We start from the raw sequence: 18,588 nt of genomic DNA, 5'->3' as shown, positions 1-18,588 counted from the left end.
TATGAAATCAGCCCTAAAGGTTTTCTAAATCTTTAGGGTTTTTTCATTACAGAGAACTTCGCTTCCTCACCCAAAACTCCACTTCACCCACTCAAAATTATAGTTCCCTCATTCTGCGTTGTATCGATTATATGTTGTAGGTAGTTTAGTGTCAAATTATAAAACACGCTACCATGAAAAATGTCTTTACAATAGTACTTATCAGCTTCTTCTCAATTGGAGCTTGGGCGCAAGAAAAAGCAATTACTGGAACCGTTACTGATGCTAATGATGGCTTGGCATTACCTGGTGTCAATGTTATGATAAAAGGAACAACTGTTGGAACGTCTACAGATTTTGACGGATTGTATTCAATTAAAGCTTCTGTTGGCCAAACAATCGTATTCTCATACATTGGAATGGTCACTCAAGAAGTTGAGGTTGGAGATAAAGAAACAATCAATATTGCATTAGAAAGTGATGATGCAAGTTTAGAAGAGGTTGTCGTCGTAGGATATGCAACGAGAAAAGAAGTTTCAAGGACCAGCTCAGCAGTATCAACAGTAAGTTCAGACGGTCTAGAAGGAAAAGCCGCAGGTGTTAGCATCACAAAATCTAAAGGACGTTATGCGCCACAATCAGGACAACTTACTGCCGGTGAAATAAATGATCTTGAAAAATGGGAGGAATGGCTTAAGATTTCTGAGAAAGATGTTGCAAAAACGGTAAAGGATAATTGGGAATTCTCATTACAGGAAAAAGTAGCGGTATATGTTACCGATGAAAACGACAATCCGCTACCGAATGCGCAGGTGGCCATATATAATGAACAAAATAAATTCATCATGAGTGCTAGAACCGATGTGTTTGGAAAGGCACAAGTGTTTAAGGATATCAACAGTAAAGCAGATACCGATTTTTATAGAGTGCAAGTAACTCATAACAATCAGATTAAAGGAAAGAAGATTACCAAGCGTCATACTGATTTAAATTTTCAACTGGTTGCAGGAAAACAAGATAATAGCATCGACATTATGTTTACAATAGATGCAACAGGATCGATGGGCGATGAGATTGCATACTTAAAATCGGAGTTAAAGAACATCATGAACCGAATTGATAGGAGTATTGATGAAAAAAGAGTGGCACTTACTTTTTATAGAGATGTGAATGACGAATATGTAGTAAGAGATTTCGATTTTGATACCAATATCGATGTAGTACAACAAAATTTAGCAAAGCAATATGCAGGAGGAGGTGGAGATTATGAGGAGGCCGTTGAGGTAGCACTTAAAAACAGCATGCAACAGTCGTGGAATAAGAATGCAAAGGCACGTATGCTGTTTTTGTTACTAGACGCACCTCCTCATTTAAATGCAGAGAATGTAGCAACGATTAAGCAACAAATTGCTTTGGCAGCCAATAAGGGAATTAAGATTATTCCTGTAGTCGCAAGCGGAGCGGATAAAAATGTAGAATTCCTTACAAGATTCTTCAGTATCGCAACAAACGGAACCTATGTGTTCTTAACGGATGATAGCGGAATAGGAAACCCTCATTTAAAACCAACTACTAACGATTTTAAGGTAGAAAAGTTAAATGACTTATTGGTTCGATTAATACAAAAATATGCTGGCGTTAAAACCGATGTTCAGGTAGCCAGCAGATAATAATACATTTGGTTGGAGGCGAAGAGCACCATTATCAATCAGTTGATTGGTTTGGTGCTCTTTTTAATTCTTAGGCAAATACTCTCCAGGAATTGGCAAATCTGGTCGTTCACCCGTCCAATAAATATTCGTAACCCAATAACGGCTGCCATCAAAATACAATTGAATGCTGTTAATGCCTCGTGCAAAGGGTTCTTTGTCTGTCGCATTTTTAAACGATTCATAAGTACTCCAAACGTGCACTAAACTGCCGAAAATTTCTGTTTTTCGGTGGAGTTCCTTTTCAAAAAATCCATTTTCCTCAAGCCACTTTCCTGACAATTTAATATAATCTTCAGTACTTAAATATCTCGGTGCATTGGCTCCCTGTCTGTTTTGTCCCGAGGGTATTAGTTTCGCATCTTCTAAAAATAGATAATTGAATAATTCCCAATTTCGTTTTTCGCCCTTTGGTCCGGAAATAACTCCATAAAGTGTTTCAAGTGTGTTGCCTAGTGAATTGACGTTCTCTCCATATTTTTCGTCTAAGGACTGTGACGAGGCGTGAAATGCGATACCAAAGGTGAACAGTACTATTAAGATTGTGTTTTTCATAATTAGAGATTTACCCAAAGATAGATAATTACTTTTCCTATTTTTAAGAAAAAATAATTCATGGCTGTATCAGATAAGGCTAAAAAATACTGGAAGACTAATCTTCGCTATTTATCAATTCTTTTAGCTATTTGGTTTCTTGTTTCTTATGGTTTCGGAATACTATTAAAAGAACAACTAGATACGATTAAATTAGGTGGTTTTAAATTAGGCTTTTGGTTCGCCCAACAAGGATCAATTATAGTATTTGTGTTGCTCATTTTTATCTATGTCTACCTAATGAATCGTCTTGATAAAAAATACGGATTCAACGAGTAATGATTCCACTAACTAATCAAACTTTATAAATGAATGTACAAACTTGGACCTACATAATTGTAGGCATCACATTCGCCTTATATATCGGTATTGCTATTTGGAGTCGAGCAGGCTCAACCAAAGATTTTTATGTTGCCGGAGGTGGTGTTTCTCCACTTGCGAACGGTCTTGCAACTGCAGCAGACTGGATGTCGGCAGCTTCATTTTTGGGAATGGCTGGGATTATCTCATTTACCGGATATGATGGCTCAGTGTATTTAATGGGCTGGACCGGAGGTTATGTGCTATTGGCATTGCTTTTGGCACCTTATCTTAGGAAATTTGGCAAATTCACCGTACCTGATTTTATCGGCGACCGCTATTATTCGAATCTTGCTAGAACGGTAGCAGTAATTTGCGCTGTTATTGTTTCGTTTACGTATGTCGCAGGACAGATGCGTGGAGTTGGCCTGGTGTTCTCCCGTTTTTTAGAAGTAGAAGTAAATGCAGGAGTATTAATCGGAATGGTTATCGTATTGTTTTATGCCGTTTTAGGTGGAATGAAAGGAATTACCTATACACAAGTAGCTCAGTATTGCGTATTGATATTTGCCTTTATGGTTCCCGCTATTTTTATTTCAATACAAATGACCGGAAACCCAATACCGCAATTGGGTTTTGGTGCTGATCTAGTAGGAGAGGAAATATCGTTATTGGACAAGTTAGACGGACTATCTAAAGATCTGGGTTTTAGTCAATATACTAATGGCTCGAAACCGAAAATAGATGTGTTTTTTATTACTGCAGCCTTAATGGTTGGTACCGCTGGATTGCCTCATGTTATTGTTCGATTCTTTACAGTGCCAAAGGTGAAAGATGCCCGTAAATCTGCAGGTTATGCGCTACTTTTTATTGCAATTCTTTACACAACGGCTCCCGCAGTTGCTGTTTTTGCAAGAACTAATTTAATCGAGACAGTAAGTGAACACCCTTATAAAGAAATGCCAGACTGGTTTTCTAAATGGGAAAAAACTGGATTGATTGAATTTGAGGATAAAAATGAAGACGGCAAAATTCAATATGTAGCGGATAAAGAAACCAATGAGTTGACTGTCGATCGAGATATAATGGTATTGGCTAATCCTGAAATCGCCAATTTACCTAATTGGGTCATCGCTTTGGTTGCGGCCGGTGGGTTGGCAGCTGCCTTGTCAACGGCAGCCGGTTTGTTGTTGGTAATATCTACCTCTATTTCACATGATTTGGTCAAAAAACAATTGCGTCCTAATATATCAGATAAAGGAGAGTTGGTAATCGCAAGACTTTCAGCAGTGGGTGCAGTTTGTATTGCTGGTTACTTTGGTATTAATCCGCCAGACTTTGTAGCTGCTACGGTTGCTTTGGCATTTGGTTTAGCTGCTGCATCTTTTTTTCCGGCCATTGTTTTGGGGATCTTTTCTAAAAGAATGAATAAACAAGGCGCTATCTCCGGTATGTTAGTAGGTATTCTTTTAATGCTATTCTACATGACCAAGTTTAAGTTTGGTTGGTTTGGCGGAGGGACTGAAAATGATTATTTCTTAGGAATTTCTCCCGAAGGTTTTGGAACTGTTGCGATGTTGGCTAACTTTATTGTAGCAATACTGGTATCTTCTTTTTATAAAGCACCTCCACAAGATATACAGGAGTTGGTAGAAGAAATAAGAATACCTAGTGGTGCTAAAGATGCCGTTTCACATTAATAAAAAATATGAGTAACTACCATATAAAAGATTTTGAAGAGTATTTTCAGGTCTACCGAAAATCAGTTAGAAATCCTGAAAGTTTCTGGGAAGAAATTGCCGAAGAGCATTTTTTATGGCGAAAAAAATGGGATAAGGTTCTAAGTTGGGATTTTTCAAAACCTGAAGTAAAATGGTTTGAAGGTGCGGAGTTGAATATAACAGAAAACTGTATCGACCGTCACTTAGCTACAAGAGGTGATAAAACGGCTATCATTTTCGAGCCGAATGATCCAAAAGATCCTGCTGAGTATATTAGCTATAGTGAATTAAGCAATCGAGTTAATAAATTAGCCAATGTTTTAAAGGCTAAAGGCATTAAAAAAGGAGATCGTGTTTGCATTTACTTGCCTATGATTCCTGAATTGGCAATTTCATTGTTGGCTTGCGCTCGAATAGGAGCGATCCACTCGGTAGTTTTTGCCGGTTTCTCGTCGACTGCTATCGCAACTCGAATTAATGATAGCGAGTGTAAAATGGTCATTACTTCAGATGGTTCTTACAGAGGAAATAAAACTATCAATTTAAAAGAAATTGTAGATGAAGGCGTTGACCAATGCCCATGTGTAGAGAGTGTTCTAGTAGTAAAACGCATTAATGCTGCCATAAATATGAAAGAAGGGCGCGACGAATGGTTGCAACCTTTATTAGATGTGGCATCAGCCGATTGTGAGGCAGAGGTAATGAATGCAGAAGACCCACTATTCATTTTATATACTTCGGGTTCTACCGGAAGTCCTAAGGGAATGTTACATACAACGGCTGGTTATATGGTTTATACAGCATTCACCTTTAAAAATGCATTTCAATATCGCGAAGATGAGGTGTATTGGTGTAGTGCCGACATAGGCTGGATTACCGGACATAGTTATATTGTTTATGGACCATTAGCAAATGGAGCAACTACATTAATGTTTGAAGGTGTGCCAAACTATCCCGATTGGAGTCGATTCTGGGAAGTGATCGAAAAACATCAAGTCAATCAGTTCTATACGGCGCCAACGGCAATACGCGCATTGGCAAAAGAAAAATTGGATTATGTTGAAAAGCATGACCTTTCGTCTTTGAAAGTGCTAGGATCTGTTGGCGAGCCTATTAATGAAGAGGCTTGGCATTGGTACAATGATAATATAGGTAAAAAGAAAAGTCCAATTATAGACACTTGGTGGCAAACAGAGACAGGAGGTATTTTGATATCCCCAATACCGTATGTAACACCGACAAAGCCGACCTATGCAACCTTGCCCATGCCGGGAATTCAACCGGCTTTAATGGATGAAAATGGGAATGAAATAAAAGGAAATCAAGTAGATGGTAGGCTTTGTATAAAATTCCCATGGCCGAGTATGGCAAGAACTATCTGGGGGAATCATCAGCGGTATAAGGACACTTATTTCTCAGCTTTCGATAATAAGTATTTCACTGGTGATGGGGCCTTACGGGATGAGGTAGGCTATTACAGAATTACAGGTAGAGTGGATGATGTGGTTATAGTATCGGGACATAATCTTGGGACAGCGCCGATAGAAGATGCTATTAATGAGCACCCCGCGGTTGCCGAATCTGCAATTGTCGGCTTTCCTCATGATATAAAAGGGAATGCACTATACGGCTTTGTAATTCTTAAAGAAGTGGGCGAGGGGCGTGATCGAGATAATTTGAGTAATGAAATAAATCAGACGATTACAGAGCATATTGGACCGATTGCGAAGCTAGATAAAATTCAATTTGTAGTTGGATTGCCTAAGACACGCAGTGGTAAAATAATGAGACGTATATTAAGAAAAATTGCTTCAAAAGATTTTTCTAACTTTGGTGATATCTCTACTCTTTTGAATCCAGATGTGGTTCAAAAGATTCAAGATGGAGCCCTTTAATTAGTAACAACCAAACTCTTAACAGGATTATGGAGAGAATCCCTCTTTCTGAAGATGAACTTATTAGCATTAAAAAAAGATACAAGTATAACCTTGAAAAATTTAAACGAAACTTAGTAATTTCTTCTATTGTTGGTTTGGCTGCTTTATTTGTAAAAACCGATGCTTGGTTTCGTTTTGGTTGGTATCAGCCTGAAGAAATACCTGATATTCCGCCTAAATCTAACTTGTTAGAAGTTTGGGGAACGGTGCCTGCGATACTTATTATTTTAGGAATTATCGGTATCATCTTATTAATTAGTTACCGACTGTTTTTGCGTTCATTTAAAAAAGATATGAAGCTTAAATTGAAAACAAGAGGTACTTATGAGGTCGCTAGAATTCAATTAATAAGCCAAAATTATGCGAGTATGCTCGATGGTGATGACGCCATTCTTCATTTTAAAAGAAAAGATGGCACCCCGGTAAAGCATGTTTTTTTTAATCAGGAAGAGAATCCTGATTGGTTAAAAGCAAAAAAAATGACTATCGAAAGAGCGCAATATTCTTACATTCACTTTAAAGTAGAGCTTTTAGAATAATTCTTTTAGGAACAATTTGAGACTTTCTTTTTCTGATAAAATTTCGCTTATAAAGGCCGCATTAAAACCGCACTATGTTTTGATGTTAATATTTTTAGTATTCATTGGACTTGGGATCATCCTTCTTTATGTCGGTAGTCGAGCAAGTGAAACCTCTACCCGATGGTTTCTTTATAGTTTTGGAGGGTTTGTGATCATATTTGTATTGTTTTTTATAATCTATACAATGCCTTCGAGTATCATGCACTATTATGAGAAAGCCCTAACCAATAAGTATGGTGCTTACACTAAAGCAGTAATTGTGAAAAGAGAAATCGAAGATCACTCATACACAGAAAATGAAACTCTTCTCCAAATGTTGCATTATGGTATTCACTATGAGTTTGAATATCAAGGACGACTACAAAAAGGATTCTTCTATGTGTATCATCAGGAGTGCTACGATAAACTTTTAGTAGGAGATGATATACCGATTAAATTTTTGAAAACAAAGCCAGAAAAGTCATTTCCTAGACGAATTAAACTCTGCAATGAGCTTCAGTTAGATCGTAAATTTTGCTCGGAAACAATTGAAGCAACCTAAGCATCGGCTTATGTTGATAAAATTACATAGTAAAGCATCTTCTATTTAGTAATTTCGATATTTGAAAAAGCAACTGTATTTATAATTCGCAATCAACTACTCTGAAGTACTTTATAGACGTCATATTGCCCATACCGCTTCAAAAGCTATTTACCTACTCGATTACAGAGGCAGAATTTCATTTTTTAAAACCAGGGTTTCGTGTAGCTGTGCCCTTTGGTAAAAGAAAGGTATACACAGCCTTGGTGGTGAACGTTCATCAAAATCCACCGGAAGTTTACGAAGCAAAATCAATTCAGCAAATATTAGATGAAAAAGCTGTTGTTACTTCACAACAATTAGCACTTTGGAAATGGATCTCAAGCTATTATATGTGCAGTTTAGGCGACATTTTTCGGGCTGCGATGCCAAGTGCTTTTCTATTAGAAAGTGAAACTGTAGTTTATTTAAATGGAGAGAAAGAGGTAGATGAAAATGAGTTGGATGATCATGAATTTTTGGTAATAGAGGCTTTGGGACATCAATCTTCTTTAAAGATCGAAGATTTATGGGCGATTTTGGACACAAAAAAGGTGCTGCCAGTTATTAATAGATTGATAGAAAAGGAACTAGTAACAGTTCAGGAAGAAATTTACGAGCAATACAAACCAAAAGAAGAGGTATATGTTTTGCTCCATGAGCAATTTTCATCCGAAGAAAAAATGCATACGTTGCTGGATGATCTGTCCAGGGCTCCGAAACAACGAGAGGTTGTAATGCGACTCTTTTCACTATCTGCGAGTACAAAAAAGCCCGTTAAGAAAAGCGAACTTCAAAAAGAGAGTCAGGTAAGTGCAGCGGTAATAAAATCCCTAATAGACAAGGATATATTAAAGACCTATAAAAAGCAGATCGATCGGGTGTCTTTTGAAGGAGAAACAAATGAGGTAAAAGAACTAAATGAATATCAGCAAACAGCTTTTAAGGAGATAGAAGAATCTTTTAAAAGCAAAGAGGTTACCTTACTTCATGGTGTTACATCTTCGGGGAAAACAGAAATTTATGTACAGCTTATTGAGAATGAAATAGCAAAAGGGAAACAAGTGTTGTATTTGGTCCCGGAAATAGCCTTAACCACACAGCTTATTCATCGCTTGCGACATTATTTTGGTGAAGCGGTTAGTATTTATCATTCCAAGTATTCAGTTAACGAACGGGTAGAGGTATGGAATAATACATTGAATAATAGTCCGAAAACTAAATTAGTGGTGGGAGCACGTTCTTCTATTTTCTTACCATTTAATAATCTCGGTTTAGTCATTGTAGATGAAGAACATGAAACATCCTACAAACAATTTGATCCTGCACCACGATATCATGCTAGAGACACTGCAATAGTGCTAGCAAATATTTTTAAAGCCAAAGTATTAATGGGAACCGCAACTCCTGCAGTTGAAAGTTACTTTAATGCTAAAGCTGGCAAATACGGACTTGTCAATTTAGATAGGCGTTTTGGTAATGTGCTTATGCCCGAAATTGAGTTAATCGATCTAAAAGACAAGCACAAGAAGAAGCGAATGACAGGACATTTTTCTGATCGCCTTTTAGAAGCTATCGCTGAAGCACTCGACAACAATGAGCAGGTTATTTTATTTAAAAACCGACGCGGTTTTTCACCAATAGTAGAATGCGGTACTTGTGGTCACTCTCCTCAATGTTCAAATTGTGATGTGAGCCTAACCTACCATCAGTATAAAAATGAATTGCGATGTCACTATTGCGGTTATCGCATGGCTATGCAGACTAATTGCCAGGCATGTGGAGTAGCAAATTTAGACAGTAAAGGTTTTGGGACGCAACAGGTAGAAGCCGAGTTGAAAGAACTATTTCCCAAAGTGAAAGTCGGGAGGATGGATTTAGATACTACTCGAGGTAAACATGGCTATGAAAAAATTATTAACGCGTTTGAAAGTGAGGAGATTCAAATTTTAGTTGGCACACAAATGCTCACTAAGGGCTTAGATTTTCGAAATGTAGGTTTAGTCGGTATTATGAGTGCTGATGCGATGCTTAATTTCCCTGATTTTAGAGCCCATGAACGAAGCTTTCATTTAATGGTGCAGGTTGCAGGTAGGGCCGGAAGGACTCAAAAGCGAGGAAAAGTACTGATACAGAGTTTTAATCCATATCATCAAATATTACAACAAGTGTCTGTTAATGATTATGACGGCATGTTCACAGATCAAGTGAACGAACGAAGACAATATGAATACCCTCCGTTTTTTAGACTGATAAAGGTCACTTTAAAGCATAAAGATTATAACAAAGTAAATCGCGGAGCGGATTGGTTGGCGCAATATTTAAAAAATGGATTTGGAAAGTATGTTTTGGGTCCAGAATTTCCGCCTGTATCTAGGATTAGAAATCAATATCATAAGAATATATTGATTAAGATACCTAAGGAGCAATCACTAGGAAATACAAAAACATACATAAAAAAAATCAGGAACAGTTTTGAGGCCGTTCCTGATTTTAGAAGTATTCGATTAATTATCGATGTGGATAATTACTAGAGATTCTCTAGTGCATCTGATAACTGTGTTTTCTTATTTCTACTTAAGGGAATTTGTTTTCCTTCAACTTCAACTGTTTTGCTATTAAAACGCTCCACTTTCGTCAAGTTAATGATATACGATTTGTGTATACGTAAAAACTTATCCGCTGGAAGTGTTTTTTCAAAAGATTTCATGGTAGACAAAACGATAATGCCTTGATCATTTGTGATTAATTTGATATAATCACCCAAAGCTTCGATCCATTTGATCTCGTTTAGGAACACTTTTTTCTTTTTGAGATTGCTCTTTACAAAAATGTACTCTTGGTCTTCAGGATTTACAGCATGTTTTGCTTTATAACGTTCAATCACTCTTTCGATCGCTTTTTCGAAACGATCTTTCTCAAGTGGTTTGTGAAGGTAATCAGTAACATCGTAGTTAAATGCCTTAAAGGCATAATCTACTTTTCCGGTTACTAAAATTACCTGTGGAGGTTCTTGTAGTGACTCTAAAAGGTCAAAACCAGTCAATACAGGCATCTCAATATCTAAGAGAATAAGATCTACATTCTGCGTTTTTAAGCCGTTTTTAGCTTCAATAGCGTTGCTGTATTCGGCTACCAAATTTAATGCAGGGTGATTCATAATAAGCCTTGTAATGGCAAGTCGCTGCGTGGAGGAGTCGTCTACAACAATACAATTAATTTTCATGTGCTAAGTTGCTGTTTAAGTGTGCCGCAATTTATGAAAAAATCGATAATAAGCAATAAAATACGACTATTTAGTTGTTTTAAACAAATGCTTGTTGTTTGACGTAGGAATTTGGAATGTAAGATTACCGTATATTCCTTGTAAATTGCCACTTTTCAGGATTTTATGCCTTTCTACTGATCAAGGAATAATATTACTAATTATGTAGGCCTACAGAAAGGTGTTAAAAATAGATTTTTACAGTTGTTTTAATCATTAATATTAGCTAATTTTGCACCCGCTTTTAGATAAAAAAGCACTTAAACATATTTTATTTATTATGAATCATTACGAAACTGTTTTCATCTTGAATCCCGTTTTATCTGATACTCAGATAAAGGAAACAGTAAAGAAATTTGAAGATTTTCTTGTTTCTAAAGGAGCTAAGATGGTATCGAAAGAAGATTGGGGGCTGAAGAAGCTTGCTTACCCAATCCAGAACAAAAAAAGTGGATTTTACCACTTATTTGAATTCACCGTTGACGGTGAGGCGATCACTCCTTTGGAGTTAGAATTCCGTAGAGACGAGCGCATTATGCGTTATCTAACCGTAAGTTTAGATAAGCATGCTATTAGCTGGGCGGAAAGAAGAAGAGAAAAGTTAAACATTAAAGCATTAGCGTAACAGGTATGTCTTCAATAGAACAACAAGCAAAAGGAAAAAAAGAAGGAGAGATCAGATATCTTACTCCTCTTAATATCGATACCAATAAAGCCAAGAAGTACTGTCGCTTTAAGAAATCAGGTATTAAATACATCGATTATAAAGACCCAGACTTTTTATTAAAGTTTGTGAACGAACAAGGTAAAATTTTACCACGTCGTTTAACTGGTACTTCACTTAAATATCAACGTAAAGTTTCTGTTGCAGTAAAAAGAGCACGTCATTTAGCTCTTATGCCATATGTAGCAGATCTTTTAAAATAATAGGAGGGTAGAAGATGGAAGTTATATTAAGACAAGACGTAGAGCAACTAGGTTTTAAAGACGATGTTGTGAATGTAAAGAATGGTTACGGTCGTAACTATTTGATTCCTCAAGGATATGCTGTTTTAGCTACTGTATCGGCTAAAAAAGTATTAGCCGAGAATTTAAAGCAGCGCGCTTTTAAAGAAGCTAAATTAATTGAAGATGCTAAGAAAGTGGCAAATGCTATTACTGATCTTACAATTAAAATCACAGCAAAAACAGGTGCTGGCGATAAGCTTTTTGGTTCTGTAAACAATATCAATGTTTCAGAGGCACTTGAGAAAGCAGGACATGCTGTTGATAAGAAATTCATCACCGTTGCTGGTGGAAATGTAAAGCGTACAGGTACTTATAACGCCAAAGTACGTTTGCATAGAGAAGTAATTGTTGATTTACCTTTTGACGTAGTTGCAGAAGCAAAGTAATTAACAATTTTTCTGTATAAATATCAAGGAAAGCCACCATTACGGTGGCTTTTTTCATTTAATTTTATTAGGCAATTAACTCAATAACAACAATCATGAAATCAAGATTACTCTTAGCTTTTATGTTAGTATTTACTGCAATATCTTTTGCGCAAGTAACTACTTCTAACATAAAAGGTTTGGTCCTAGATGACCAAAATGTGCCACTTCCTAGTGCCAATGTTCTGGCCATTCACAATCCGACGGGAACAAAATATGGAGCAGCAACTAACTTTGATGGGCGTTTCAATTTATTAAACCTTCGTGTTGGTGGGCCGTATACAATAACTATTAGTTATGTAGGTTTTAAAACACAAGAATATACCGATGTCTATTTAACGTTAGGTAAGACTTATAATGTTGATGCAACGATGACTTCAGATGCTGCACAACTTGATGAGGTTGTATTGACAGGAGATCAAACAGGAACTTTTGGGAATGACCGCACCGGTGCAGAAACAAGTGTTGGAAGAAGAGAGCTAACCCGTTTACCAACTATTTCACGATCGACTAACGATTTTACTCGTCTAGAACCTACTGCAAGTGCGGGTTCTTTCGGTGGTCGAAATGATCAATACAACAATTTCTCGCTAGATGGAGCGATTTTTAATAACCCTTTTGGACTAGATGCTGCACAACCAGGAGGACAAACCAATGCGACTCCAATTTCTATTGAAGCAATTGAGCAAATTCAAGTAACGACTGCACCATACGATGTTACACAATCTGGGTTTACTGGTGCATCCGTAAATGCGGTAACCAAGAGTGGTACCAACCAATTTAAAGGTACTGTTTATGGCTTTTTTAGAAATGACGACCTTACCGGAGGTAAAATTAATGGGGATGATGTTACTAAGACTGGTTTAGAACAGACACAGTATGGTGTTAGCATTGGCGGACCGATTATTAAGGACAAATTGTTCTTCTTCGCAAATTTTGAAAGGGATGAGCGCACTGAATTAGGTACAGGTTTTACACCAAATAGAGGCACAGGAGCGATTAATGAATCTCGTGTTACCTTATCAGATTTGCAATTAGTAGATAATATTTTGCGTCAAGTAGTAGTTGGGCAAGATGCTCAAGGAAACGATATTTTTTACAATCCAGGCGCTTTTGAAAACTTCAATTTTGATTCAGAATCAACTAAAGGTATTTTTAAGCTAGATTGGAATATTAATGACAATAATAGATTGGCATTAATTTATAACTTCTTAAATGCATCAAGAGGATTGCCTGCAAACCGAAATGCAATTACATTTAGAGGGCCTAGCCAGGCAACGCTTCAGTTCGAAAATGCAGGATATGAAATCAACAACAACATCCAGTCAGTTCAATTGGAATTAAACTCGACCTTGTCAGAAACGACTACCAATAAACTACAAGTTGGTTACACACACTTTGATGATTTTAGAAATCCGTTTTCATCGCCAGCGCCAAGTATTACAATTCTTGATGCAACTGGTAGCTCTAACTATATTATTGCTGGTCATGAACCATTTTCAATCAACAATAGGCTTGATCAAAAGGTATTTCAAATTACTGATAATATGAACTTCTTTCAAGGGAACCATACTTTTACGGTCGGTTTTTCTTTTGAAAAGTTCCAATTTGACAACTCTTTTAATTTAGGGGCTTACGGTGCACAAGGAGTATTCTTCCCGACCACCATGATAACCGATTTTCAGAATTTTGCCGATTCTGGTGCCCTACAGGCTGCATTTAATGCTGCTATTGCGACAAACAATAACAATAATGCTATTGGAACAGGAAATCCTGGAGGCTGGTCGTTGGCTGAAACTAATGTTGGACAATTATCTTTCTACGCTCAAGATCAATGGGATGTTACAGAAGATTTTAAATTGACATATGGTGTTCGTTTTGACAAGCCATTGTATTTTGATACAGCTGAAAAAATTCGTGAGAATATTGATAGAAAAGGCGGTTCTAACGGGACTTATATTCCTTCAATTCAATACTTCAATCCTGATAATGGTGAGCCACGTTTCATTGATTCAGAGCAATTACCAAATAATAAATTTTTGGCATCGCCAAGAGTTGGTTTTAACTGGGATGTAAAAGGAGACAACACTTTGCAATTGCGCGGTGGTTCTGGATTATTTACAGGTCGATTCCCATTTGTATGGTTAGGGAACCAGGTACAAGGTGTCGATTTCTTCTTTTATCAAGTAGTAGATCCTGAATTTCAGTGGCCACAAGTTTGGAGAACAAATATTGGCGTTGATAAAGCATTCGATAACGGATTAATCCTTACGGCTGATGCTTCATATACAAAAGACTTAAATGCAGCTCATGTTCAAAACTGGGGATTAGGATTACCAAGTCAGACATTAAATGCTCCAGGAGATAATAGAGCCGTTTATGTACCAAGTGACCGTTCTCAAATATTTGGCGGACCGACAAATGCATTCGTATTTACAAATTCTGATCAAGGTCGTATCATTAATGCATCGGTAAAAGCTCAGAAAACTTGGGACAGCGGATTGTATGCGATGATGGCATATTCGTATTTAAATGCAAAAGAAGTGAATTCAGTGGATGCTGAGATTACTGGTGATGCGTTTGCGGGTAATGCCATTGTTGGAAACGCCAATAATGATCAACTTTCCTTTTCAAGATATGGTGACACCCATCGTTTAATTGGTGTGATTTCTAAAGAATTTAAGACAGGAACTACCATTTCTACCTTCTTTGAGTATGCACAAGGTGGTCGTTTTAACTACATATATGGTGGTGATATTAACGGTGACGGATCTTCAATTAATGATCTTTTATACATACCGACTGCCGGAGAAGTAGGTCAAATGAACTTCTCAGGAGCTGGTCAAGCAGAAGCCTTTGAGCGTTTTATTCAACAAGATGATTATTTAAGTGATAATCGTGGTAACTATGCTGAGCGCTACGGAGCTTTAGCGCCTTGGAGAAGTAGTTGGGATATTAAAGTACTTCAAGATATTAAAGTAAGCGAAGGAAATAAGTTTCAAATAAGCTTAGATGTCTTAAATTTTGGAAACCTGTTGAATTCAGAATGGGGTGTTATCGATCAGCCAGTTTTTGATCAAGTACTTGGGGTAACAGTTGATGCTGCAACTAACGAACCGACCTTTACATTCGATCCAGGTCAAACAGACACCTTCTCTGCAAACACGGCATTATTGTCGAGATGGAGAGCACAAGTTGGAGTTCGTTACATCTTTCAGTAAGAAATTAAGCTGGCAAGTATTCCTAGCGCAAGAGGGACGTTTTTAGGTTTAATGAGATTGATGTTCGTATCAAATAAATAATTAAAAAGGCTGTGCATAATCGCATAGCCTTTTTACTTTTGCAGCGATTATAAATGAAGGCATGAAGTACGAGCGATTAACAAAAGAACAGTTTGAAGAATTACACCAAGAGTTTATTAATTTCTTGGCTACACAATCCATTACAGTTGATGAATGGAATGATATTAAGAAGAATAAACCTGAAGTTGCAGAACAAGAGCTAGACGTATTTAGCGATCTTATTTGGGAAGGTGTTTTAAATAGAGTGGAGTATCTTGAAAACATATCAGCAAGTCAGATGCATTTATTCTTTTTAGATGATAATGAAATGCGACTGATAGCCGTGAAAGTATTAAACCCAAGTAAGGATTTGACAACCACGGAAGGTTTTGCTTGGTTTAAAGAGAATTTTTTGACTGATCAGGTAGAAATGATGACCGCCTCGAAAGGGTATTCAGCTGATAAGAATAAAGACAGTTTTGACTTGATCAAAAAAGGCGCTGTAATTACGAAGGGAGATTTATTCAACTGGTTCGATCAGTTGATTAATGTGGATTAACTTTGAAGCAAGAAGCAAGAAGCAAGAAGCAAGAAAAGAGAACAGAGAATATAGAAATAGATAAGTTTTTCAAGTTCGATGTCAGTTCGAGTGTTTTCCGAGGGACGAAGGAAAATGTATCGAGAACGTTTGAGAAAGCAGTACACAAGTAACTATTAAAAAATGGCTCAAAAACCATCAGTACCGAAAGGAACACGAGATTTTTCACCAGAGGAGGTGGCAAAAAGAAACTATATCATACAAACAATCAAACATCAGTTTGGTTTGTTTGGGTTTCAGCCAATTGAGACACCTTCGTTTGAAAATTCTTCGACACTCATGGGAAAATATGGTGAAGAAGGGGATCGCTTGATATTTAAAATTTTGAACTCTGGTGATTTTCTAAAAAAGGTGGATGAGAAAGTACTGCAGCATAAAGATTCCCAAGGAATTACTAGTCAAATATCAGAAAAGGCCTTGCGCTACGATTTGACTGTTCCATTTGCACGCTATGTGGTCCAACACCAAAATGAGATTGATTTTCCATTTAAACGCTATCAAATACAGCCAGTTTGGCGAGCAGATAGGCCACAAAAAGGTCGATTTAGAGAGTTTTATCAATGTGATGCCGATGTTGTTGGGAGTGCGTCTTTGTGGCAAGAAATCGATTTTGTACAATTGTATGATGCTGTTTTTTCTGATTTGAAATTAAACGGTGTGATCATCAAAATGAATAACCGTAAGATCTTATCTGGTTTTGCTGAAGTGATGGGGGCGAAGGACAAGCTAATCGATTTTACAGTTGCTTTAGATAAGTTAGATAAGATAGGAGAGGAGAAGGTTAAGACGGAGATGCTTTCCAAAGGTATTTCTGAAGCTTCAATAAGTAAAATGCAACCTTTATTTGAGTTAACGGGAACCAATCAGGAAAAGTTAGAAAAGCTAGGAGGATTACTTTCGGGTAGTGAAGAAGGAACGCAAGGAGTAAAAGAGTTGCAGTTTATTTTTAATGCAATTGAATCAATAGGATTAAAATCATCAAAACTTGATATTGATGTTACCCTAGCTCGTGGTCTAAACTACTATACCGGAGCAATTTTTGAAGTAGCGGCTCCAGAAGGTGTGGCCATGGGATCTATTGGTGGTGGTGGCCGATATGACGACCTTACCGGTATTTTTGGACTTAAAGGTATTAGTGGTGTAGGGATTTCATTTGGCTTGGATAGAATTTATCTAGTGTTGGAAGAGCTAGGGCTATTTCCAGAATCTGTTAACAAAGGAATTAAGGCATTATTCATCAATTTTGGAGAAAAGGAAGCGTTGTATGCTACTAAAGCGATTAAACAGCTTCGCGAAAATGGGATAAGTGCAGCATTATACCCTGATGCTTCTAAAATGAAAAAGCAGTTAAATTACGCTAACAAAAGCGAGGTGTCATTTACCGTGCTCGTAGGCGAGCAAGAAATGAACAATAATAAGTATACGTTAAAGAATATGATTTCTGGCGAACAAGAGTCAGTTGACTATAGTACCATGGAATCTATCTTGAAAAGCTAAAGGTCTATAAATAGCCCGTAAGTAGTCTTTTAAAAACAGCAATTACCCCAGCGATTAATACTATAAAAATAAACGCTGTTGCAAGTTTGAAGATAATGGCTTGTAACGGTTTTAAATCGCTAAAAGCATTCTTGTAAAGATTCTTGAAATAAGTTAATGTTTGCATAGCCCCAAATTAAATAATACAATAAACCAATAGTGTCTATTTTAATAACACAAAATCATCGATTTTAGTATATCTACGGCTAATATAACATTTTGGATGCTAAGATTTTGTATAAAATTAAAAATCGGCTATAGTTTGTTAACAACTTATAGCCGACTTTCGGTTTACATAGGTTCTGGTATTACATGGTAAAATAACCAGTAAAGAGTTGATAAAATATTGCAACAATACTTGCTGCTATCACCAGCAATAAAAAACTGCTAGTAATTTTAAAAACTACCCGCTGGTAATTTTTTAAGTTCTCAAACGCCTGATTATACAGGTTTCTTAGGTGTAAAAATGTCTCCATAACAAATGGGTTTTAAGATTAAGGTTTCGCTAAAGTACATATTTTATCGATAAAATGCAAATCTTAGCGAAATAGCCACCCAGTGAAGACGTTTGAGAATAGCCTAGATTACGAAAAAGCCAGTACTTACTCGGTATATAAATGCGGCAATTCCTAGGGTAATACCAGCTAGGACTATATAAGATAGCCCTTTTAAGACATACAGTTGATATTGTTTAAGTTGTTCAAATGCTTTAACATATACTTGCTTGAAAATTGTAATCGTTTCCATAATTATTTGTTTTAAATGGGTTTGTCATATACTATAAGACATTTTCAATCTCATATGGTTTAATTACATGGTATGTTCAATTTGCATGCCAAAACTTAAATTACTTATTTTATGAAGACAATTACAATACAATTTTGGAAGATTAAATAATAAAAAAACAGAGTGGTGTTTTTTTGATTGAGATAATAATGTTTTTATATTTGCACCCGCTAAATCAGTATGTATATTGAATTAGCGTTTTGGCGAGGTAGCTCAGCTGGTTAGAGCGTCGGATTCATAACCCGGAGGTCGGGGGATCGTGCCCCCCTCTCGCTACAAAACCCGATGTGAAAACATCGGGTTTTTCTT

General features: G+C 36.8%; 18 protein-coding genes and 1 tRNA gene. 14 read left to right on the top strand and 5 right to left on the bottom strand.

Annotation, left to right across the window (positions count from 1 at the left end):
• The first annotated feature begins 173 nt into the window (after positions 1 to 173).
• A complete protein-coding gene (locus GWK10_RS09760; protein ID WP_164032078.1) occupies positions 174 to 1,649 on the top strand; it encodes a carboxypeptidase-like regulatory domain-containing protein in 1,476 nt (491 codons plus the stop codon).
• A 63-nt stretch (positions 1,650 to 1,712) separates the two neighbouring features.
• On the opposite strand, the gene GWK10_RS09755 is transcribed toward GWK10_RS09760, so the two are convergent.
• A complete protein-coding gene (locus GWK10_RS09755; RefSeq protein WP_164032076.1) occupies positions 1,713 to 2,243 on the bottom strand; it encodes a hypothetical protein in 531 nt (176 codons plus the stop codon).
• A 60-nt stretch (positions 2,244 to 2,303) separates the two neighbouring features.
• On the opposite strand from GWK10_RS09755, the gene GWK10_RS09750 reads away from it, so the two are divergent.
• The 6 genes from GWK10_RS09750 (at position 2,304) to priA (ending at position 9,914) form a co-directional block, all read left to right on the top strand.
• Positions 2,304 to 2,561 carry a DUF4212 domain-containing protein gene (locus GWK10_RS09750; protein ID WP_164032073.1) on the top strand — a complete coding sequence of 86 codons (258 nt, stop codon included), beginning with the start codon at positions 2,304 to 2,306 and terminating at the stop codon, positions 2,559 to 2,561.
• 29 nt (positions 2,562 to 2,590) lie between these two features.
• The gene (locus GWK10_RS09745; protein ID WP_164032071.1) at positions 2,591 to 4,282 is read left to right on the top strand and encodes a sodium:solute symporter family protein; all 1,692 of its coding nucleotides are present in this window, start codon (positions 2,591 to 2,593) and stop codon (positions 4,280 to 4,282) included.
• Positions 4,283 to 4,290: 8 nt separating this feature from the next.
• Entirely contained in the window at positions 4,291 to 6,198 is a 1,908-nt protein-coding gene (acs, locus tag GWK10_RS09740) for an acetate--CoA ligase (protein ID WP_164032069.1), read from the top strand.
• Between the two features lie 29 nt (positions 6,199 to 6,227).
• Positions 6,228 to 6,779, top strand: a complete 552-nt coding sequence (locus tag GWK10_RS09735) for a hypothetical protein (protein WP_164032067.1) — start codon at positions 6,228 to 6,230, stop codon at positions 6,777 to 6,779.
• An 82-nt stretch (positions 6,780 to 6,861) separates the two neighbouring features.
• A complete protein-coding gene (locus tag GWK10_RS09730; protein ID WP_164032065.1) occupies positions 6,862 to 7,362 on the top strand; it encodes a hypothetical protein in 501 nt (166 codons plus the stop codon).
• A 101-nt stretch (positions 7,363 to 7,463) separates the two neighbouring features.
• The gene (gene priA / locus GWK10_RS09725; RefSeq protein WP_164032616.1) at positions 7,464 to 9,914 is read left to right on the top strand and encodes a replication restart helicase PriA; all 2,451 of its coding nucleotides are present in this window, start codon (positions 7,464 to 7,466) and stop codon (positions 9,912 to 9,914) included.
• On the opposite strand, the gene GWK10_RS09720 is transcribed toward priA, so the two are convergent.
• Entirely contained in the window at positions 9,911 to 10,606 is a 696-nt protein-coding gene (locus tag GWK10_RS09720; RefSeq protein ID WP_164032063.1) for a LytR/AlgR family response regulator transcription factor, read from the bottom strand. The genes priA and GWK10_RS09720 overlap by 4 nt on opposite strands.
• A gap of 319 nt (positions 10,607 to 10,925) precedes the next feature.
• On the opposite strand from GWK10_RS09720, the gene rpsF reads away from it, so the two are divergent.
• The 6 genes from rpsF to hisS all read left to right on the top strand — a co-directional run bounded on the left by rpsF (position 10,926) and on the right by hisS (position 17,454).
• A complete protein-coding gene (gene rpsF / locus GWK10_RS09715) occupies positions 10,926 to 11,270 on the top strand; it encodes a 30S ribosomal protein S6 (protein WP_164032060.1) in 345 nt (114 codons plus the stop codon).
• Between the two features lie 5 nt (positions 11,271 to 11,275).
• On the top strand, positions 11,276 to 11,572 hold the full coding sequence (rpsR, locus tag GWK10_RS09710) for a 30S ribosomal protein S18 (protein ID WP_164032057.1): 297 nt from the start codon (positions 11,276 to 11,278) through the stop codon (positions 11,570 to 11,572).
• Positions 11,573 to 11,586: 14 nt separating this feature from the next.
• Positions 11,587 to 12,039 (top strand): 50S ribosomal protein L9, encoded by a 453-nt coding sequence (gene rplI, locus GWK10_RS09705; protein ID WP_164032055.1) that lies wholly within the window; start codon positions 11,587 to 11,589, stop codon positions 12,037 to 12,039.
• 95 nt (positions 12,040 to 12,134) lie between these two features.
• Positions 12,135 to 15,299, top strand: a complete 3,165-nt coding sequence (locus GWK10_RS09700; RefSeq protein ID WP_164032052.1) for a TonB-dependent receptor — start codon at positions 12,135 to 12,137, stop codon at positions 15,297 to 15,299.
• 142 nt (positions 15,300 to 15,441) lie between these two features.
• Positions 15,442 to 15,918, top strand: coding sequence for a DUF6495 family protein (locus GWK10_RS09695; protein ID WP_164032050.1), 477 nt, complete (start codon positions 15,442 to 15,444; stop codon positions 15,916 to 15,918).
• A 162-nt stretch (positions 15,919 to 16,080) separates the two neighbouring features.
• Complete coding sequence (gene hisS, locus GWK10_RS09690) at positions 16,081 to 17,454, top strand: histidine--tRNA ligase (protein ID WP_164032049.1); 1,374 nt, start codon at positions 16,081 to 16,083, stop codon at positions 17,452 to 17,454.
• 4 nt (positions 17,455 to 17,458) lie between these two features.
• Here hisS and GWK10_RS09685 read toward each other — a convergent pair whose 3' ends face one another.
• From GWK10_RS09685 to GWK10_RS09680, 3 genes are all read right to left on the bottom strand, one after another.
• Positions 17,459 to 17,620 (bottom strand): DUF6747 family protein, encoded by a 162-nt coding sequence (locus GWK10_RS09685; protein WP_164032047.1) that lies wholly within the window; start codon positions 17,618 to 17,620, stop codon positions 17,459 to 17,461.
• Between the two features lie 181 nt (positions 17,621 to 17,801).
• Positions 17,802 to 17,969, bottom strand: coding sequence for a DUF6747 family protein (locus tag GWK10_RS18685; protein WP_394351660.1), 168 nt, complete (start codon positions 17,967 to 17,969; stop codon positions 17,802 to 17,804).
• A gap of 103 nt (positions 17,970 to 18,072) precedes the next feature.
• A complete protein-coding gene (locus GWK10_RS09680; RefSeq protein WP_164032045.1) occupies positions 18,073 to 18,240 on the bottom strand; it encodes a DUF6747 family protein in 168 nt (55 codons plus the stop codon).
• A 241-nt stretch (positions 18,241 to 18,481) separates the two neighbouring features.
• Between GWK10_RS09680 and GWK10_RS09675 the strand changes: the two genes are divergently transcribed.
• Positions 18,482 to 18,555 (top strand) — tRNA-Met (locus tag GWK10_RS09675).
• Positions 18,556 to 18,588: the final 33 nt, after the last annotated feature.

Origin of the sequence: Spongiivirga citrea, assembly GCF_010671565.1 — a bacterium.
Lineage (GTDB): Bacteria > Bacteroidota > Bacteroidia > Flavobacteriales > Flavobacteriaceae > Spongiivirga > Spongiivirga citrea.
This window is presented reverse-complemented; position numbering and strand designations above follow the sequence as displayed.

Coding starts and splice junctions, on each gene's coding strand:
- GWK10_RS09760 (WP_164032078.1), top strand. CDS start 174: ATGAAAAATGTCTTTACAATAGTACTTATCAGCTTCTTCTCAATTGGA.
- GWK10_RS09755 (WP_164032076.1), bottom strand. CDS start 2,243: ATGAAAAACACAATCTTAATAGTACTGTTCACCTTTGGTATCGCATTT.
- GWK10_RS09750 (WP_164032073.1), top strand. CDS start 2,304: ATGGCTGTATCAGATAAGGCTAAAAAATACTGGAAGACTAATCTTCGC.
- GWK10_RS09745 (WP_164032071.1), top strand. CDS start 2,591: ATGAATGTACAAACTTGGACCTACATAATTGTAGGCATCACATTCGCC.
- acs (WP_164032069.1), top strand. CDS start 4,291: ATGAGTAACTACCATATAAAAGATTTTGAAGAGTATTTTCAGGTCTAC.
- GWK10_RS09735 (WP_164032067.1), top strand. CDS start 6,228: ATGGAGAGAATCCCTCTTTCTGAAGATGAACTTATTAGCATTAAAAAA.
- GWK10_RS09730 (WP_164032065.1), top strand. CDS start 6,862: ATGTTAATATTTTTAGTATTCATTGGACTTGGGATCATCCTTCTTTAT.
- GWK10_RS09720 (WP_164032063.1), bottom strand. CDS start 10,606: ATGAAAATTAATTGTATTGTTGTAGACGACTCCTCCACGCAGCGACTT.
- rpsF (WP_164032060.1), top strand. CDS start 10,926: ATGAATCATTACGAAACTGTTTTCATCTTGAATCCCGTTTTATCTGAT.
- rpsR (WP_164032057.1), top strand. CDS start 11,276: ATGTCTTCAATAGAACAACAAGCAAAAGGAAAAAAAGAAGGAGAGATC.
- rplI (WP_164032055.1), top strand. CDS start 11,587: ATGGAAGTTATATTAAGACAAGACGTAGAGCAACTAGGTTTTAAAGAC.
- GWK10_RS09700 (WP_164032052.1), top strand. CDS start 12,135: ATGAAATCAAGATTACTCTTAGCTTTTATGTTAGTATTTACTGCAATA.
- GWK10_RS09695 (WP_164032050.1), top strand. CDS start 15,442: ATGAAGTACGAGCGATTAACAAAAGAACAGTTTGAAGAATTACACCAA.
- hisS (WP_164032049.1), top strand. CDS start 16,081: ATGGCTCAAAAACCATCAGTACCGAAAGGAACACGAGATTTTTCACCA.
- GWK10_RS09685 (WP_164032047.1), bottom strand. CDS start 17,620: ATGCAAACATTAACTTATTTCAAGAATCTTTACAAGAATGCTTTTAGC.
- GWK10_RS18685 (WP_394351660.1), bottom strand. CDS start 17,969: ATGGAGACATTTTTACACCTAAGAAACCTGTATAATCAGGCGTTTGAG.
- GWK10_RS09680 (WP_164032045.1), bottom strand. CDS start 18,240: ATGGAAACGATTACAATTTTCAAGCAAGTATATGTTAAAGCATTTGAA.